Below are 17301 nucleotides of genomic sequence, written 5' to 3'. Positions count from 1 at the left end.
TACAGGGCTGCCTGGCAGCGGACTGTCGGATCGCTGCTGCAGAGTCCCGCTGAGCGGGTTCGGGCTGTCGTCGCCGTCCGGTCACGGGCCGGACTACTCGGGCCAGGGCCGTCCGCAGCTGGGCGACCACCGTCAGCGTAGCCGACGGCGTGGTGCTGACGGGGTCTACTCGCCTGCTTCTGCCCGCCGTACCTGCTCGAACTGCCACTGCAGTTGGTCATGCGCCTTCGTCCAGTTGTCCGTGGGGGCTGGTAACGCCTCCTTGCGGAAGTGCGCGCCCAGGCACTCGAGGATGTCGTTGTGCGCCGCGTATGCCACCACGCGCGGGAAACTGAGGCGCGTCTCGTGAAGCAGCTGATCGTCGTGGGCGCCCCAGATCAGAAGGTCGAGGGAGCCGGTGAGACGCTTCCGCAGGTCCTCGTCCCTGAAGGTCAGAACAGCGACTTCGGCGCTGTCACGTTCGTTGACTGGATGGGATGATCTTCTGGTTGATCGTGCTGGAGGGGGTTGTTCGTGGGGGCCGTGTCGCCGTCGTACAAGGGGCACCGGTACCCGGTCGAGGTGATCTCCCACTGCGTGTGGCTGTACTTCCGCTTCCCACTGTCGTTTCGCGAGGTCGAGGAGCTCATGCTCGAGCGCGGGATCGTCGTCTCGTACGAGACCATCCGTCGCTGGTGCGCCAAGTTCGGGCAGGCCTACGCCAACGCCCTGCGACGCAGGCAGCCCCGGCCTGGTGACAAATGGCACCTGGACGAGTCTTCATCAAGATCAACGGGCGGTTGCGGTACCTGTGGCGGGCCGTCGACCAGGACAGGATGCTGCTCGACATCCTCGTACAGAACCGGCGGGACACCGCCGCGGCCAAACGCTTCTTCCGCCGCCTGCTGAAGAACACGGGTGCGGTGCCGCGGGTGATCGTCACCGACAAGCTCCGCTCCTACGGCGCGGCCCACCGAGAGGTCATGCCCTCCGTCGAGCACCGGCAGTCGAAGTACCTGAACAACCGGGCGGAGAACAGCCACCAGCCCACCAGACAGCGCGAACGCGCGATGAAAGGCTTCCGCTCCATGGGCGGGGCGCAGCGGTTCCTGTCCGCGTTCAGCGGCATCTCACCCCACTTCCGGCCCCGCCGTCATCTGAACCCCGCATCCGACTACCGCACCGAGATGACCATCCGCTTCGCGATCTGGGAGCAGATCACTGGAGTTGCCGGCCTGTCCACCACGCCGTAAGTACACAGCCGGAACCCGACTCCACCACGCCCCGGCACACCGTCAGACGACCCCACACTCAACAACGTGACAACGCCCCCGTCGGCAGTTGGCCAACGCGTGCTCGGCAGGCTTCACCACGACGGATGGCCGGTCCGCTTCCTCATCGCCTGCAGGCCAGCCTTCCGGCCGCTCCGCCAACTCCAGGCTCAAGTAGGCGGCGTCGAGTGGCCAACGCGCGCGTTCCGGTCGGCTCAGGTCCAGCCCTACGACGGTCAGCTGGGAATGGCGCTCTGCCATGTAGTTGAGATACCGCTCCTCAAAGGACGGCTCCACCTTCGGTCGTACCGGCCTGCGCACCACTCTTGCCGGTGAGACATCCGGCTGGCGCACGGCGGCTTCGCGCAGGGCCACCAGCGGCTCCACATCCGTGCCCAGGGCCTTCGCCAGGGCTACCAGCGTGGCCTCGGTGGGTACCACTTGCCCGTTCAGTGCCTGGCTGACCGTTGTCCGCCCCAGCCCGGTCCGCTGCTGCAACCCACCCATCTGCAGACCTCGCTGTGCCCTGAGGGTACGCAGCCGCAGCGCGAGTTCCGCCAACGGATCCTCGTGTACGTCCCCCATGTCCTGCTTCTCCGTCCCCCGGGCGACCGTCTTCGTTCATCTTTGTTCGCCCTGAACCCCGGTGAACACCGGAACCGCGAAATTCCTTGAGTCGTCGTCATCGATCACTTGAGGGAAGAAGGCATGAACACTCCATCCATCCACTTGATGCTCTTGGTCCTGCTCCTTGCCGTCGTCGCGCTCTTCTGCACCCTCGTATGAGCGGCGGCCGGCCTGCTTGCTCGCCTCGACGGAGCTACCTATGCCAGCGCCCTGCTGCGCGGAGCCGTGGCCTTCGCGGGCAGTGCCACCCTCTCCCTGGCACTGCTGACCTTCGTCCTGGCCACACTGTGAACGACGGATGGGTTGCCGCACTTCGAAGGCGCGCGTGGCGTCCGGTATAGCGGAGCTGTCGGGATCGTGGGAGCCGGGACGCCCGATCAGGGCCAGGGAGCCGGCTGCAGGGTCTGGGTTTTATCTGGGGGTGTCCCGGGTGTGGGGGACGAGGCCAGCGACGCTGATCTGTTGTGATGATTGCCGGGCCCGTTCACGCCGTCCTTGCGACCGTCACTGGCTAGTGTCCGCGGGCGTTGAGCAGGCCTGGGTGGACGGTGTACTTCGTGAGCCGTGACCTATCCCTCCCCACGACCACGCGTTCTTTCCTCCATGTGCAGCGCGGCGACTTGGTGTCGGGGCTGGATGAGGCAGGTCTACCGGACGGCCTGCCGTTCCTGCTTTCGCTGCGTTGTTCCTGCATACCGAGCGTGGTGGGAAGTCGTGGGGGGCTGCCACAGAGTCGGATCATCTGGCGTTCCACCGGTGGTGCCGCCGGGATGAGGCCGGACCGCAGGGGGAGCACCTGAAACCAGGAGGTATCGCTGGTCAGTCCGTTCTAAGATTGGGCTGTTCGGCAGCGCTACGTCGCGGCGGTCCCGATTCCGCACCGCGCCCGTCGGCCCCGCCAATGGGTTCGGTTGTTCGAGCCTTTGACTCGTCGACGGTTTCGGCGGACCTATGTGTTTCCCGCGGGAAACACGACAGGCCGGGCGTGCCATATGCGTCACTGGACCAGGTCGGCCTTGTTGCGATTCTCGGTCGCCCCGAAGGGCGACCGCCTGCGGCCGAGCTGCGCGGCATTGTCGCTGGCGTGAGCGAGGTTGCGATCCTCGGTCGGTCCAGAGAGCGACAAACATGGCCGGTAGCGTGAGCAGCGCCCCGGTAGCCGAGTCGTTGCGCCCCTCGTCCACCCCGAAGGGTGACCGTCAAGGCGGCCAGGTGATCGGCAGCGCCCACGGTGAGAGACGGGACGGGACGCCCTCGGGGAAGCCGTCCCTTCAGCATTAGCTTGACCATGCTGGCCGGTGCAAGCTCGCGCAGGGCCGCCCGTCACCCCTCGCCGGGCAGGCCCTCGAACGGGCGCTGCACCAGCTCGGTCGAGTCCGAGTGGCTCGCCTCTATCGCTACCGCCTCTGCGTGCCGGACTGGCAGCCGACGTTCTACGGCATCCGCGCTGATGGCGACGTGATAGGTCCTGGTTTCACCTGGGGGCAGACCGGGCCTTCAACCTCCGTGCCCTTGAGATACATCGTTCGCTCTTCCGATGTGAAGTCGCGGTGAAGAACACGGCAGATATGTCGGATCGCTGCGGCGGGTTCGGGCGAGCTCAAGCGCCAGAGCCGGAGCGTGCCGTCGTCGCTAGCAGAGGCGAAGGTGCGCCCCTCCGGGCTGACGGTGAGGGCATAGACACCATACTCGTGACCCGTGAGTATTTTCTGTAGTCGTGCCGTGGCCATGTCCCAGAGGTAGATCCAGCCGGTTCCCGTTCCGCTGATCAGAGTGCGGCCATCGCGGCTGAACGCGGCTGCGTAGGCATACCCTTCTTGGTAGCTCAGCGTGCGGCGGGGCGTCCCAGAAGCCGCGTCCCACAGGCTCACGGCCGAGTTCACAGGGCTTGCGGTGGCGAGCGTGCGGCCGTCTGGGGTGAAGGCCACTGACGCCACGCCGGGGGTGCGCACTATGATGGTCCGGCGCACCGCGCCGGATCGTGGATCCCACAACCGGACGGTCCTACTTTCGGCGCCGCCGGTAGCGAGGGACCGGCCGTCGGGGCTGAAAGCGACTGAGAAGACACCGCCGGGCACGGGGAGCGATTTGCGGATACGCCACGTGGTGGTGTCCCACAGCCGTACGGCGTCGTCGTTGCCGCCCGTCGCGAGCGTCCGGCCATCGGGCGAGAACGCCACTGCCCCAACGTAGTCGGTATGCCCCTTCAAAGTTCGCAGGGCTCTGCCCTTGGTCACGTCCCACAACCGGACAGTCCGGTCAATGCTGCCTGTGGCGAGCATCCGGCCGTCGGGGCTGAAGTCCACCGAGTCCACGAGGGCGGTATGCCCGGCCAGCCGTCGAACGGCCTTCCCGGTAGCGGGGTCCCATAGCCGGACGAAGCCCTTTTCTCCGCCTGCGGCGAGCGTGCGCCCATCCGGACTGAACGCCGCCGCCCTTACCGGTCCGGCGGGCTCGTTCAGGACCTTTTCCGCCTCACCAGTCTTCGTGTCCCACAAGCGGGCGGAATGGTCTTTGCTGCCCGTAAGCAGCGTCCGGCCGTCGGGGCCGAAGGCCACAGTCGTCACGAAGTCTGTGTGCCCAGAGAAGGATTCATGCTCGCTACCGGAGTCCGTGTTCCAGAAGGTAACGACGTTTTCGTCACTCCCGACGGCCAGAACCCGGTCGTCCGCTCCGAAGTCCAGGGAGTTGATGAGGACGAAGTCGGTGGTGATCGTCTTCTTCACCTTTCCGGTGGCCAGGTTCCACAAGATGATCTTGTGCCCACCACCCGCTGCAGCCAGCGTCCGGCCGTCGGGGCTGAGAGCCGACGTGTAGAACTTGTGATCGCCGCGGAGCGTCATGCGTGCCGCGGCCGTAGCTACCTCCCATATCTTCACCGCCTTGTCCTCGCTGGCCGTGAAGAAAGAAGCGCCGTCCGGGGAGAAGACTAGCGAGCGTACGGAGCCTGTGTGAGCTGCTATGACGGCTCGGACCCGTCCAGTTACCGGGTTCCACAGACGCGCGGTACCATCCGCACCCCCAGTTGCCAGCATGCGCCCGTCGGGACTATAAGCCACCGAAAGCACGCCCCCGGTGTGGCCCATCAGGGACGCACGCAAGTCACCCGTGCGTCTATCCCACAGACGTACCACTCCATCACTGTCGGCCGAGGCAAGTGTCCTCCCGTCCGGGCTGAAAGCCACTGAGACGACGGCCTTGGCCCGACTGACGAGCGTCCTGTGTGGTGTGCCGTCTGAGGCGCTCCACAGTCGGATTCTGCCGTCCAGACCGCCAGTGGCGACGGTGGTCCCGTCGGGGCTGAAAGTGGCTGTAAACACCGGCGCACTGTGGCCCGTTAGGACGCTCCGAAGCGGGCTGGCGGCAGCAGCATGGAGTACGGAGACCGCTTCCTCGGTCGGGCTGATGCGGTACGCCTGGACCGCGAGCAGTGCCGCGACGTCGGGGTCGCTGTTCTTGATCGCGGCGTACTGTGCCGCTATCTCCCGTGACTGGGCAACCCGCTGAGCCGTGATGGCTGCCTTCCGTTGCCAAAAGGCGACACCGGCGGCTATGAGAGCAAGTACCAGAAGGCAGGACAGGGCGACGTTCACCCGGCGTGTGCGGCGCAGTTCGGCCTGCTGATGCCGGCGGCTGCGGGCGAGAAAGGAGGAGACGGTGCTCGGCAGACCGCGCTCCTTCACCCAATCGATGCCTTCGGCCAGGTCACTTCCGTCGAGTAAGTCGCCGGTATCGGAACTTGCCGTGTACCGCCCGTACTGCTTGACGGCACGGTCCAGCCAGTTTTGGAACCGATGATCGGCGGCGACCCAGCGCCGCAGGTCGCCCCACTCGCGGATGAGGGCTTCGTGCATGAGCTCGACGGTCGCCGGACCCGGAGTGCCGTCGGCCAGCGGCATGGTCCTGGTCGTCACGATGCGCCGGTGGGTCAGGGCGGCGAGCACCCGGTCGAAGTCCCCCTCGCTGGCGGGGCCGGGCCCGGCAGCGACCCCGGCCAGCTCACGCAAATCAGTGAGGGCCACCTGCCGACGTGTTGCGGGGACGGCGTTGGTGGCGTCGGCCGGACGTACGAGTGCGGTGAGGAGGCGCCGGGCGGTGGGGCGGTCCGCGTCGGGCAGGCGGTTCAGCGCCGTGTCGCACCAGGTGGTGAGGGATCCGGTGACTCCACCGATTCTGTCGTACGCGCGGTGCGTCAGCCGACCGTCGTGGCGGCGTTCCCAGAGCTGGCTGAGCGTCAGCTGAAGCAGGGGCAGGAGGGTGATGGGCGCATGGCGGGTGGTGGCCGTTGCAGGATCGGCTGCCAGGACGTCGGCGACGACGCGCTCCGCGAGGCCGTCCTCCACGTGCAGCCCGACCGCCCGGGCCGGTTCGGCGACGATGGCGTGCAGGTCCGGCATGCCCAGTGCGGCGGGCACGTTGAACAGCCCGGGTGTGGCCTCTCTCAGTAGGTCCGGGGCCCGGGCGGCCAGCAACGGGTAGAAGTCGTCGCGCATGACGAGGATCACGGTTGCCGCCGCCCGCGCGCGGATCAGCTCCGCCAGTTGTTCCTCGGCGGCAGCGAGGTGCGTGTCCGCCTGCTCCCCGGAGTCGGTGAGGAGCTCCTCAAACTGGTCGATGATGACGATCGGCCGTCGGCCGCCGGGCCGGGCCGCCGACCAGCGCCGTACGGCGGGCAGCATGCCGTCGGCTGTGGCCCCGGCGAGCCCGGCCTGCTCCAGCTCGGCCGCTAGGTGTTCACCGGGCCGGGCCAGCAGCGGCACCCACCGGTCGCTGCCGGGCAGCCCGCCGTCTGCGAGAGCGGGCAGCAGTGCTGCCCGGACCAGTGACGACTTGCCGGACCCGGAGGGCCCCAGCAACAACAGCACCTGCTGGTGCCGGCGGAGCTGGGCCAGGGTTTCCGCCACGGCGGTCTGCCGTCCGTGGAACCAGGCGACGTGCTGCTCCGTGAATGGTTCGAGGGCGCGGTAAGGACAACGGTCACGTACCGCGAGCTCCGGCCGGACGGTGCGCAGGACGTGCGTTGGCGTTGCGTAGGCGATGTTCAGGCCGCGACTCTGCTCGTCCGGATGGGTAATCGAGGTGACCATGCCGATCACCAGGCCGGTGACGTCGTCCAGGAGCGGTCCGCCGCTGAAGCCGGTCGTCAGGTCGTTGGCGTCGGTCAGCTGCAGCACGGCTTCGGGCCCCGCCTCGGCGGGCAGTAGATCCCCGACCAGCCCATAGGCGAAGTGCCCGCCGCGCGGGGCCTGGGCAGGGAACCCGAAGGCACGGACCCGGTGGCCGCGGGATCCGGCCGCAGACCCCAGCCTCACCGGCCGACCGCTAGCTGGAACGTCCTCCTCCAGATGCAGCACCGCGATGTCCTCGGCGTCGGGGGCCCTCCATCCCTCGTGCAGGACCTGGGCCGTCGTGCACGGTGCGCCCGTAAGGTGCGGGAAGACCAGCCGGACCCTGCCGCCGGGCCCTTCCCCCGCCAGGGCCACCACATGAGCGCAAGTGAGGAGGATGCCCGGTGCGACGATGAATCCAGTGCCAGCGGTGCGGCCGTCCTGGGTCTCGATCCGGGCAACAGAGGCGGCTAAGCGGTCCGTGCTGCTGGAGTCCACCGTTCTGTCGCCCTCTGGCGGATCGGTACTTTCCGGCCCAGTGGCTTCGGCACCGCTCTGTTCCGCTGGCTGAGGGCTTTCCAGCTCATGGCGTTCCGGTCCGAAGGGGCCCTCGTCGCCTGAATGCGGCTCGTTTACGGTGACCATGTTCTTGGTCCGGGCCTCAGACGGTGTTCCCGACGAATCCCGGGCGCTGCCACAGCACCCTCACCTTGAAGTGGACCGCTGATTCGCCCTTAGTGATAACGGCGCCCGCCTGCGCCGAGAGGTCCACCCCGAACTCCACCTCGACCTCGTCCGGACCGGCCTGCCGCAGCTGTTCCAGCACCGCTGCGGCCGCATTGCGCACCGGGTCCAGCACCTGCTGCAGGGTGTTCGGCAGATCGCGTACGGCGTCCCCAACCCGTCCGGCCTTCACCGGCCCTTCGTACGGGGTCAGTGGTGCCGCTTCGAAGAGGATCGTGCCGCCACCCTCGATCGGAACACGTGCAAGGCTTGTCACTGGACCCCCACCTTCACCAGCAGTATCAGTCCGGTCACGCACCGAACAAGTGAGGCCAGGGTACCCACGGCCGGGCGTGCCCGTGGCCGAGAACCACTATTCCGGGGGGAGTTGGGACGAAGGGCGTGATGCCGTGCATTCTCTCGATGTCGGCATTCCCGCCTCGCCCGCCAGGTGTGGCGCGACCCGGGCGGCAAGGGACGCCGTCAGCGTCTGAGAGAGAGCCGTGCGGCTGCGAGTGGGCCACCACCGGCAAGAAGGCCGCCGAGGGCCCGAACCCCCCAACCCTCCCCACACCGGCCGGCCCTACGCGGATGCAGAAGCCAGCCGCGCCCGAGACGCAGGCCGCCGCCGCGCCCGCGGACTCGCTCGCCGACGCCTGGAGCATCACGCCGACCACGGCCGCGCCCGACCCGGTCCCCGCTCCGGTCGCCGACCCGGGCGACGGCAACCCAGCGGCGACGCCGCTGGCGAACTCAGCCGCAGATGTCGACGACCAGGCGGTGGACTCTGCGAGGCCCACGAGCGCCTCCTGCCGGACATCACCATCGCTGCGCTGCGCTACGCCCGCGCCCATGGCCGGACCTTTCTCAGGCCGGTCGGCAAGCGCGTCGCCGAACTCCTCTATCGCATAGGCGACCTCAAGAAGTGGGCCCGCAACCGACTCCGCGCCGTGTCCGTGACCACCAACCTCGACTGCTTCGCCGGCCCGCCTGGCGGCCGCGAACGGGGACCTGTCCGGTCCGTCCGGCCGACACGATCCCCCAGCACTGGTGAACACCCGGTTCACCAGGCACAGCACAGACGAGGAACACCACGATGACGAACACGACCGCGCTCCCGAAGCTGCTGCGTCTCACCGATCCCGGCCTGCGCGAGCAGCTTCAGGCCTGCCCGCCTCCGCCGCACTGATCGGCATCAGCACCGACGGCCGGGCCATCGCCGTCGATATCGACGCCGCCCGGTAGCCCGCTCTGCTGCACCACTACCGTCGCCCGCCGGCCGACGCCCTCACCGGCGCCCAAGACAGAGAGGGCCTGCCCGCCGCCGTACGTGCACCAGGCCCAAGCGCTGGCGTGGGGTCTGTCAAACGAATGGTGTAACTGCGGTAGTTGAGGTTACTGACGGGCCGCCGACAGGCGGCCGTCGAAGGTGATATCGAAAGCGTTCAGGGCGGTCTTCCAGCGCATGGTCCAGCGGGCCTGCCCCTTGCCTGTGGGATCGAGGGAAATGATCGCCATATAGACGCATTTCAGGGCGGCCTGCTCGTTGGGGAAGTGTCCGCGGGCCTTGACCGACCGGCGGATGCGGGCGTTGACGGACTCGATCGCGTTCGTCGTGCAGACGATGCGTCGGATTTCGGTGTCGAACCGCAGGAACGGGGTGAACTCCTCCCAGGCGTTCTCCCACAGCTTCACGATCGCCGGATACTTCCGGCCCCAGGCATCGGCGAACTCGGCGAACCGCTCCAGGGCGGCCTCCTCGGAGGGGGCGGTGTAGACCGGCTTGAGAAGCTTGGCGATCTTGTCCCAGTCCTGGCGGGCGGCATAGCGGAAGGAGTTCCGCAGCAGATGCACCACGCAGGTCTGCACGATCGTCCGGGGCCAGACGGTCTCCACCGCCTCGGGCAGGCCCTTGAGCCCGTCGCAGACCAGCATGAGCACGTCGCTCACCCCGCGGTTCTTGATCTCGGTGAGGATGTGCAGCCAGTGCTTGGCTCCCTCGCCGCCGTCGCCGGCCCACAGCCCCAGGATCTCCCGTCGGCCCTCGGTGGTGACGGCCAGGGCGACATAGACGGGCCGGTTGGCCACCGCGCCGTCACGGATCTTCACGTGGATGGCGTCGATGAAGACGACCGGATAGACGGCGTCGAGGGGTCGGCTCTGCCATTCGGCCATGCCCTCGAGGACCTTGTCGGTGATGGTGGAGATGGTCTGACGGGAGACGTCGGCGCCGTAGACCTCGGCCAGGTGGGCCTGCACCTCGCCGGTGGTCAGGCCCTTCGCGGCCAGCGAGATGACCATCTCGTCGACGCCGGTCAGGCGCTTCTGCCGCTTCTTCACGATCTTCGGTTCGAAGGAGCCGTCGCGGTCGCGGGGCACGGTTATCTCTACTGGGCCGACCTCGGTCAGGACGGTCTTGGAGCGTTTGCCGTTGCGGGAGTTGGCGCCGTTCTTGCCAGCCGGATCGTGCTTGGCATAGCTGAGATGGTCGGTGATCTCGCCCTCCAGGGCGGACTCCAGCAGCCGCTTGGTCAGCTGTTGCAGCAGCCCGCCCTCGCCGGTCAGTTGCAGGCCCTCGGCCTGGGCGCGGCCCACCAGCTCGTCGATCAACTGGTCGTCCACGGCCTTCGCCGACGCAGCCTTCGTGGACTCGACAGCCTCTCAGTCGACGGCAAAGCGAGCCCACAGCTCTACGCCCAGATGGTGTCGGAGGACCGGCAGCTAAGCCTTTCCGGCTACGACGTCTACCGCTTTGGCGGCCATGAACTGGACCGGAACAACGGCCCGCGCATAGTCGCAGGCTTCTTCCGGGAGCTCTTCCAGCGCTACGACGTTCTGCTGCCGCCCTCAGTCACCGACTGATAGTCGGCAGCGCGGGCAGGCCTTGAGGGAAGAATGTGCTGGCCCGTGCGCTCCTCACGCACGGGCCAGATCATGCCCAGCCCACACCCAGCTTCCGCAGTGCGTCGAGTTGCTCCTGGGCGAGCTTGTCCCGCCGGGTCTTGGTGTTCGAGACCCATACGCCCAGTTTCACGGTCACCGGGTCCGTCTCGCCGTCGGCCGCGATCTCTTCGCTGTGGCCCCTTGGCACCGGCCGGTGGGCGCCTTCCCGTTCGACCCACTGGGTGAGGGCCGTCAGGCCTCGCTGGAACGCCTGCTGTGCCTTGCCCTGCCCCTTCGCCGCACCCTTGGCGGCCGGTGCGGGAGACGGCGCCTCAGCGGGCTTGATGCCCAGCCGGGTCAGCCGTTCCTGCTGCTCGGGTAGGAGCCGCGCCCAGGTGCCCGGCTGCTTCTGCTGCTGGAGCCACTTGCCGATGTCGTCGCCGTCGAAGAGCACGCCGGGTGCGATGTCGGGCAGCTGGCCGTCGGCGTCGACGAGGTCGGCGAGGACGCGGTAGTGGCGCTGCCAGTCCAGCGGCCAGGGGCAGTTCCAGTCCTCATCGACCGCGGCCAGCTGCTGCGCGCGCACGGCGGCCCGCTCCGGGTCCTTGCCCAGGCCGTTCTTCGCGCCCTTGCGTCGGAGGTTGGCGATGTGCTGCCCGATGGGCACCATCGCCTCGCCCTCGCCCCACACCGCGTCCTGACGCGGCGCGAGGTGCCCGGTCGCCCGCCGGTACGAGCGCAGCGCGGCCAGCTTGGCCTCCCACGCCTCCTCACCCGGCTCCCAGACCATCCCGGCCTCCGGCGCGTCCAGGAGGACCTTGCGCCGCTCCTCCAGCTCACCCGCCCGCAGCGCCTTCCGCTGCTGGTGCACCCACCGCCCGAGGGGGAAGCCCTTGGTGACCCCGACCTCGACCTCAACGTCATACGGGACGGCGTAGACGCCGGTGATCTCGTTCTCCACCCGCCACCGCAGCAGGGCCTGGTAGCCCTCCAGCCACACCAGGGACTCGGGCCGGTAGACCCGGGTGCGCAGGAACGCCGCGATGGTCGACGCGTCGCGCGGGCTGGAGAAGTGCAGCAGCGCCGCCTCGACCGCGGCGTCGGTGCCGTCGTCCTCCTGGTCCTCGCCGTCACCCGCGCCGCCGGCCCCGACGATCCGCCCGTCCTCGTCACGCCGGACGTGGACCTTGCGCTTCCCGCTCGTGAGCGCACGGGAAGCGAGCTGCTCGACCAGACGTTCGTCATGCGAGCGCAGGCCTTGGAGGACCGCTACAAGGGGGCGGAACGAGGCACTGGCGACCATGTCCGTCGGGTCCTCGCCCGGTTCCAGGAACACCGGCACGATGATCCGCGCGACCTTGGTGGAGCCGTCCTTGTTGAGCCGCAGCGCGCGGCCGATGTTCTGCACGATCTCCACCTGCGAGCCGCGGGTGTCGGCGAAGCAGACGGCCTCGACTCCCCGTTCGCCGGTGATGTCGACGCCTTCCCCGAGGACGCGAACGCTGGCGAGGAAGGCGCGGTGGACCCGGCGGCCGGCTGCGTCTATGCCGTTGGCGAACTGCCTGATGACCTCGCGCCGCTCGGTCACGAGGTGGTCGCCGCACAGCCACGCCGACCACACGCGGTCCGGGGGTACGTGGCGGCCGGCCTCGAGTTCGTAGAACTCCGCGTCGATGGAGGACTTCGGCAGCTTGTCGGCGGCGGCCAGGTCGTCGTCGGTGGCGTCGTTGACGTAGAGCTCGGCTGCCGTCTCCGGGAGCTTGGCCGCGAACGCGGCGGCCTCCTCCACCTTCTGGTGGAACGTCATGACCGTGTGGAGGTTGTACGCGGCGGCGTGCTCCAGGAGCGCGGTCTGCAGGAGCGCCAGGCGCCGGCCGCGCCGCGCCTCTTCGGACTCCCCGACGACGGAGGAGGGGTCGCGGATCTCCAGGACGTCGATCTCGAACCCGGCGAGGATCTCCCGCTCGATCGCCTCGGAGAGTCCGAGCTCGGCGAGCCACGCGCCGTAGGTGCCTTCCGGGTCATCGGCCATGGTCGCGATCTCCGCCTCCTGGCCGTCCGCGCCCTTCTGGGGCCGGGCCGCGGCGAGGATGCGCGGGGTGGCGGTGAGGTAGAGCCGGAAGTCGGCGGGGATGCGGGTGTTGTCGTGGATCGCGGCCCACGGCCGACCAAGATCACCGGCGGTTCCGTGGGCCTCATCCACGATCGCGAGGTCGAAGCCTGCCATCTGCTGGCCGTACAGCCGCTCTCCGCCCGCGAGAGCGGCCTCCAGCGGTCCGCGAACCTTCCGCTGGCCCTCGGGTGCGTCGATGTCCTCGCGGTCCACCAGGGAGGCGTACGTGGCGAACACGACCACGGGCCCGGAGCCGGCCCACAGGGTGAGCTGGATCGGGTTGGTGGTGGTCCGCACGGCCAGCTCCTTCAGCACCGGGTCGTTCTCCAGCGAGCACACCGCGACCATCGGGGCCCGGTGGCCAACCAGCCGCCACGCCTGGGCGGTCTGCGCGAGCAGGTCCAGGGTGGGCACGGTCACGAGGATCCGGCCGTCCGCGAACGACTCCAGCGCGCACGCAGCGGCCGTGATCGTCTTTCCCGATCCGGTCGCTGACACGATCGTGCCCCGGGCACCCTGCAAGGGCACGGATGACCTTGCAGGGAATCCCACCCACCTGCGAAACGCCGATCGTTGGTCTACCTGATGTTCCTTGAGCTGAATCGCTGACATTTCCTTGCCTACCCTAAGCCCTGGATCCCCGTGGTCTTTCAGATGGCCCCGTGCGGAATGCAGGCCGCACCAATTTCATTTCAGATCGCCGCACCCACCTTGTGCTGTTGCGGCCCTCTTGGAGGTGAGCAGCCCCTGCCCGCCAGTCAGGGACTTGCTCAGTTTTAGAGAGCGAGTCCGATAGAAGTTACTGGAAAGTAGGGTTGGTGCCGGAGATCGAGTGTGTGCCTCGGTGACTCGGCTTTGCCTGCGGCTTTGTTGGGTGGCTCCGCGGGCCTGCTCAACAGGAGCCTTGGCTGCTCAGGGGCAAGAGGCCGCCGGTAGTGGCGGTCGTAGGGCGCGGACGAACAGGCTCCAAGTCGGCCCAGTGTCGTGGCGTGACATCGCTTCGTCGGGCCTGGTCCGAACCGGACGGGCTTACCACCGTAGGGTGACTTCTCGTACCAGCCCGGGGGAGCCCTGGGCATCAGATGCGCGCAGCAGCGGGGGAGTACGAGATGCAGGGCACTGGGGCGACGAATGTTCAGATCAGGCTCGACTCGGCGACTGAACTTGACGATCGCCTGGCGCTGATCGGGTGGCTCCGCGGTGAACGCGGCCTCCAGGGGCGCGTGCACGTCCTGCCCGCCGCACCCGCGGAGAACGACCTCGGTGCCGGGCTCGACTTGCTCACGGTATCCCTCGGTTCCAGCGGTATCGCCACCGTCTTGGCCGGTTCCCTCGCCACCTGGCTGCAGAACCGCCGTACCCCCACCAAGATCCGCATCTCCATCACATGGGCCGACCGCACCCTGGAACTCGAGACCGGTGACGCCGCCGAGGCCGAGGCGCTGATCCAGCGATTCCTGACGGACGACACCGATGGAGTCTGACGACGCCGCCATCCTCATCGGCGTCTCCCAGTACCGGGACCCCTCCCTCCTGGACGTGCCCGCAGCCCGCAACAGCCTGCACGCGATGCACCGGCTGCTGACCACCCCCGAGCTGTGCGGCTGGTCCGAGGACCAGGTACACGTTTTGGAGGACTCCGCCGGGGCCACGGACCTGGCCCTGGAAGTGCACCGCCTGGCCGAGGAGACCACGGGTACCCTGCTGATCTACTTCGTCGGCCACGGGGTCGTTAGTAAGTCCGGTGCCCTGTGCCTGGCTGCCGGCGATACCCAGCTGCGCTATCCGGACCTCACCGGCTTGGAGTTCGACAAGGTCCGCAGCGCACTCCTGGACTCACCGGCCCAGGTGAAGTTGGTAATCCTCGACTGCTGTTACTCGGGTCGGATCATCCAAGGCCTGGCAGGCGCTGGTGATAGCCAACTCGTGGACAGCACCGACATCCATGGCGTCTATACGCTCACAGCGGCCGACCAGGTCGCACACGTGCCTTCGCGAGACGAGACTGCTGCCACGTCCTTCACCCAGGTCCTGTGCGACGTCGTGCGAAGCGGCATCCCAGGCGCTCCGCCAGCGCTCGCTTTGACCGACATTTATCCGAAGCTCAAAAGCACGCTCAAGGCGCGCGGTCTTCCGGAGCCCAACCAACGCGGGACCGACACTGTCGTGTCTTACCCCTTCAGCCGCAACGTCGCGTACACCGGCGGAACCGGATTCCGGCTGCTCCCTCAGGCGCACGTGGACCACTTCCTCAGGACCCTCGCCGCACAGCCGCACCACGACCTCACGGCTGAGAGTATCGAGAAGCTGGAGGACTGGCCCGGCGTCTACCTTCTGCACCGGGAGTCCCACGAGGCCCCGGAGCTCCTCTACGTGGCACGGAATGATCGATCGATCGCCGTCCGTCTCGGCCAACACCTGCGAAAGATCAGCGGACGCTGCCATATCGACGCCCACGACCTCTCGTTCAGCTATCTCCAACTGGACGACGACCTCAGTGTCCTGGCACCGGAGCGCCTCGTGCTCCAGCACCTCCACGCCCAGGGACGTTCTCCGCAGTGGAACAACAGCGGCTTCGGCAACAACGACGCGGGCAGGATGAGGGACTCCCACCGACGTGGCGGCGACCACTTCGACGTACTCCATCCCATCGACCTGTCATGGCCTGTTCGATTCGACGACCCAGCCCGCAAGGTGACGGCGCACCAGATGGCTGGGCAACTACGAGCCCAACTTCCTTACGGCTTCCGTATCGAGCCCTGGGAAACCGAACTCGACCAGGTGCGGCTCGCCCTCCCGGACGGCTCTCTCAGCGCCGATCAGGCCTTCCGCCTGCTCGCTGCTGCCATGGGCGACTCATGGCAGATCAGCGCCCTGATAGGCCAGGTTCTGATGTACCAGGAGCAGGGCAAGGAGTACCCCAACGCCATCCGCTACTACGCGGGCACACGGACGATCACCGAAATGCCCGAAGTGTGCGAGGCGGCCGGCCTCCCTGACGACTGCTAAGAGGGCGTTAAGTCCGTTTCTAATAGCGGCCTCGTCCGGGCTGGGTGAGAAAGCCTTGGCGGAGGAGACGTCCGAGGCGGGCGCGGGTGACGTTGACGGATGCCTCGTTGGTGGGCAGGTCGAGGAGTTCGTGCAGCTCACGGGTACGGAATTGCTGGTCGGGGTGTTGGTTGAAGGCGTTCACGATGGCCTGGTAGGCGGTGTTCGTCTCGGGCGGTTCACTTTCGCTTCCTGCGGCCGGTGCGAGTTCGGCGATGACCTTGCGGGCAGTGGCCAGGTCCGCGAGCCGCGCTTCGGTCTCGGTCAGGGCGGCGGTCAACTGCGCGATTTGGTGGCTTAGTTCACCGGCCCTGGCCGCAGTTTCATGATGCTGGGCCTGCAGGTCGGCAAGGAGCTTGGTGATGTTCATGCGGCCAGCTCGAGGGTGCCGCGCCAGGTGGGGGCGGGTGCGGTGAGGCGGCGGGTCATGTTCGCGATCGATGCCCAGTAGACACGCGAGGCGGAGGTATCGGGCCGGTGGTCGTACTCACGGGCCAGCCGGCGGTGCAGCATCAACGTGCCGTTGACCTGCTCCACAATCCACCGCTTCGGCTGTGGGACGAAGCCTTTGCCCTGATCGGCGGGGTTGCGGCGGACGACCTCGACGTCGATGTCCAACAGGGTGCCGTGAATGAAGACTTCGCCCTTAAGCCCTGGTCCACCAGGGCCTTCTCCAGACGGTTGCCGCACCGCTCGGCCACCTGGTCGAGGAGAGCGGTGCCGACGGCGTTGTCGTGGACGGAGGCGGCCTGCACCACGGCGCCGATGATCAGGCCGAGGACGTCGACGGCCAGCCCTCGCTTGCGGCCCGACACCTTCCTGTTGGCGTCCAGCCCCGTCGTGGCCTTGGGGACACCAGCGGCCGCGCGGACCGACTGGGTGTCGATGATCACGAGGGACGGGTCCTCTAATCGCTTCGCTCCCTCCCGTACCTGGCAGCGCAGAAGTTCCTGGATGCGCTGATCAAGCCCGTCCTGACGCCACAGGCCAAAGTAGTAGAACACCGCTGACCAGGACGGCAGATCACGCGGGAGGCAGCGCCATTGGCAGCCCGTCCGGTTCTGATAGAAGATCGCGTTCACGACCTCCTGCAGGTCACAGGAGCCCGGATCTCCGGTCGCCGACCGCTTCACCCGGTCCTGCTTCAAGGCCGTGATCAGCGGCTCGATCAACGCCCACTGCTCATCCGCTAAGTCGCTCGGGTACGGATCTCTCTTCACGTCCGCATCTCAGCATGAACATGTCGACCAGATGCCTCGCGCGACGATCAGTCCCACGATCGAGCGATCACGAACCGAGGAAGACCGGACTTAACGCCCTTTGAGAAGAGGGAAGGGCGCTGCTGGGTCCCTCGGCGGTGGTCAGGAGGCGTCTGATCTGTGGTTGTTGGGAGTTTGTTGATAGAGGTGGTGTGGCGTTGGGGATGGTTTCTTGTACCTAATCGTTCGGTGCGGGTTCGTGCTGGTCAGAGGCTTGCTGTGTGTTTGGGATGGCCGGTGGCTGGCGGATGGGGCCGGGGAGCAGGTCGGTCATCGAGGCCGCGAGGACG

At 67.7% G+C, this 17301-nt stretch carries 11 protein-coding genes and 2 pseudogenes; 5 read left to right on the top strand and 8 right to left on the bottom strand.

Annotated elements, in window-relative coordinates; genetic code table 11:
- Positions 1-165: 165 nt before the first annotated feature.
- Positions 166-321 (bottom strand): hypothetical protein, encoded by a 156-nt coding sequence (locus A4E84_RS42765; protein WP_159029532.1) that lies wholly within the window; start codon positions 319-321, stop codon positions 166-168.
- A 24-nt stretch (positions 322-345) separates the two neighbouring features.
- On the opposite strand from A4E84_RS42765, the gene A4E84_RS45160 reads away from it, so the two are divergent.
- Together A4E84_RS45160 and A4E84_RS00335 are read left to right on the top strand one after the other, a co-directional pair.
- Entirely contained in the window at positions 346-480 is a 135-nt protein-coding gene (locus A4E84_RS45160; protein ID WP_257784316.1) for a hypothetical protein, read from the top strand.
- 33 nt (positions 481-513) lie between these two features.
- Positions 514-1232 (top strand): annotated as a pseudogene (locus A4E84_RS00335) (IS6 family transposase).
- 42 nt (positions 1233-1274) lie between these two features.
- Here A4E84_RS00335 and A4E84_RS00330 read toward each other — a convergent pair.
- The 4 genes from A4E84_RS00330 to A4E84_RS00310 all read right to left on the bottom strand — a co-directional run bounded on the left by A4E84_RS00330 (position 1275) and on the right by A4E84_RS00310 (position 10330).
- Positions 1275-1835, bottom strand: coding sequence for a helix-turn-helix domain-containing protein (locus A4E84_RS00330; protein WP_062924610.1), 561 nt, complete (start codon positions 1833-1835; stop codon positions 1275-1277).
- A gap of 1475 nt (positions 1836-3310) precedes the next feature.
- Complete coding sequence (locus A4E84_RS00325; RefSeq protein ID WP_062924609.1) at positions 3311-7483, bottom strand: nSTAND1 domain-containing NTPase; 4173 nt, start codon at positions 7481-7483, stop codon at positions 3311-3313.
- A gap of 163 nt (positions 7484-7646) precedes the next feature.
- Positions 7647-7985, bottom strand: coding sequence for a CU044_2847 family protein (locus A4E84_RS00320; RefSeq protein WP_062924608.1), 339 nt, complete (start codon positions 7983-7985; stop codon positions 7647-7649).
- Positions 7986-9103: 1118 nt separating this feature from the next.
- Positions 9104-10330: an IS256 family transposase gene (locus A4E84_RS00310; protein ID WP_107308241.1), complete on the bottom strand. Its 1227-nt coding sequence runs from the start codon at positions 10328-10330 to the stop codon at positions 9104-9106.
- A 78-nt stretch (positions 10331-10408) separates the two neighbouring features.
- Here A4E84_RS00310 and A4E84_RS42760 point away from each other — a divergent pair, with 78 nt between their 5' ends.
- Positions 10409-10570 (top strand): hypothetical protein, encoded by a 162-nt coding sequence (locus tag A4E84_RS42760; protein ID WP_159029531.1) that lies wholly within the window; start codon positions 10409-10411, stop codon positions 10568-10570.
- Positions 10571-10640: 70 nt separating this feature from the next.
- On the opposite strand, the gene A4E84_RS00305 is transcribed toward A4E84_RS42760, so the two are convergent.
- Entirely contained in the window at positions 10641-13316 is a 2676-nt protein-coding gene (locus tag A4E84_RS00305; RefSeq protein WP_174569397.1) for a DEAD/DEAH box helicase, read from the bottom strand.
- Positions 13317-13786: 470 nt separating this feature from the next.
- On the opposite strand from A4E84_RS00305, the gene A4E84_RS00300 reads away from it, so the two are divergent.
- Entirely contained in the window at positions 13787-14188 is a 402-nt protein-coding gene (locus A4E84_RS00300; protein ID WP_159029530.1) for an effector-associated constant component EACC1, read from the top strand.
- On the top strand, positions 14178-15713 hold the full coding sequence (locus A4E84_RS00295) for a caspase family protein (RefSeq protein WP_062924604.1): 1536 nt from the start codon (positions 14178-14180) through the stop codon (positions 15711-15713). Before A4E84_RS00300 ends, A4E84_RS00295 begins: the two co-directional genes overlap by 11 nt.
- Positions 15714-15732: 19 nt before the next feature.
- Here A4E84_RS00295 and A4E84_RS00290 read toward each other — a convergent pair whose 3' ends face one another.
- A complete protein-coding gene (locus A4E84_RS00290) occupies positions 15733-16122 on the bottom strand; it encodes a hypothetical protein (protein ID WP_062924603.1) in 390 nt (129 codons plus the stop codon).
- Positions 16119-16972, bottom strand: a pseudogene (locus A4E84_RS00285) (IS5 family transposase). Before A4E84_RS00285 ends, A4E84_RS00290 begins: the two are co-directional and overlap by 4 nt.
- Positions 16973-17301 lie beyond the last annotated feature (329 nt).

It is taken from the genome of Streptomyces qaidamensis, from assembly GCF_001611795.1.
Taxonomy (GTDB): Bacteria; Actinomycetota; Actinomycetes; order Streptomycetales; family Streptomycetaceae; genus Streptomyces; species Streptomyces qaidamensis.
The sequence above is the reverse complement of the archived record's forward strand: the minus strand, read 5'-3'. Positions and strand labels throughout refer to the sequence as shown.

What these genes read in the sequence shown, in the direction of transcription:
- A4E84_RS00330 (WP_062924610.1), bottom strand. Translation starts at nt 1,835, where the DNA reads ATGGGGGACGTACACGAGGATCCGTTGGCGGAACTCGCGCTGCGGCTG.
- A4E84_RS00290 (WP_062924603.1), bottom strand. Translation starts at nt 16,122, where the DNA reads ATGAACATCACCAAGCTCCTTGCCGACCTGCAGGCCCAGCATCATGAA.
- A4E84_RS42760 (WP_159029531.1), top strand. Translation starts at nt 10,409, where the DNA reads ATGGTGTCGGAGGACCGGCAGCTAAGCCTTTCCGGCTACGACGTCTAC.
- A4E84_RS00300 (WP_159029530.1), top strand. Translation starts at nt 13,787, where the DNA reads ATGCGCGCAGCAGCGGGGGAGTACGAGATGCAGGGCACTGGGGCGACG.
- A4E84_RS00305 (WP_174569397.1), bottom strand. Translation starts at nt 13,316, where the DNA reads ATGTCAGCGATTCAGCTCAAGGAACATCAGGTAGACCAACGATCGGCG.
- A4E84_RS00295 (WP_062924604.1), top strand. Translation starts at nt 14,178, where the DNA reads ATGGAGTCTGACGACGCCGCCATCCTCATCGGCGTCTCCCAGTACCGG.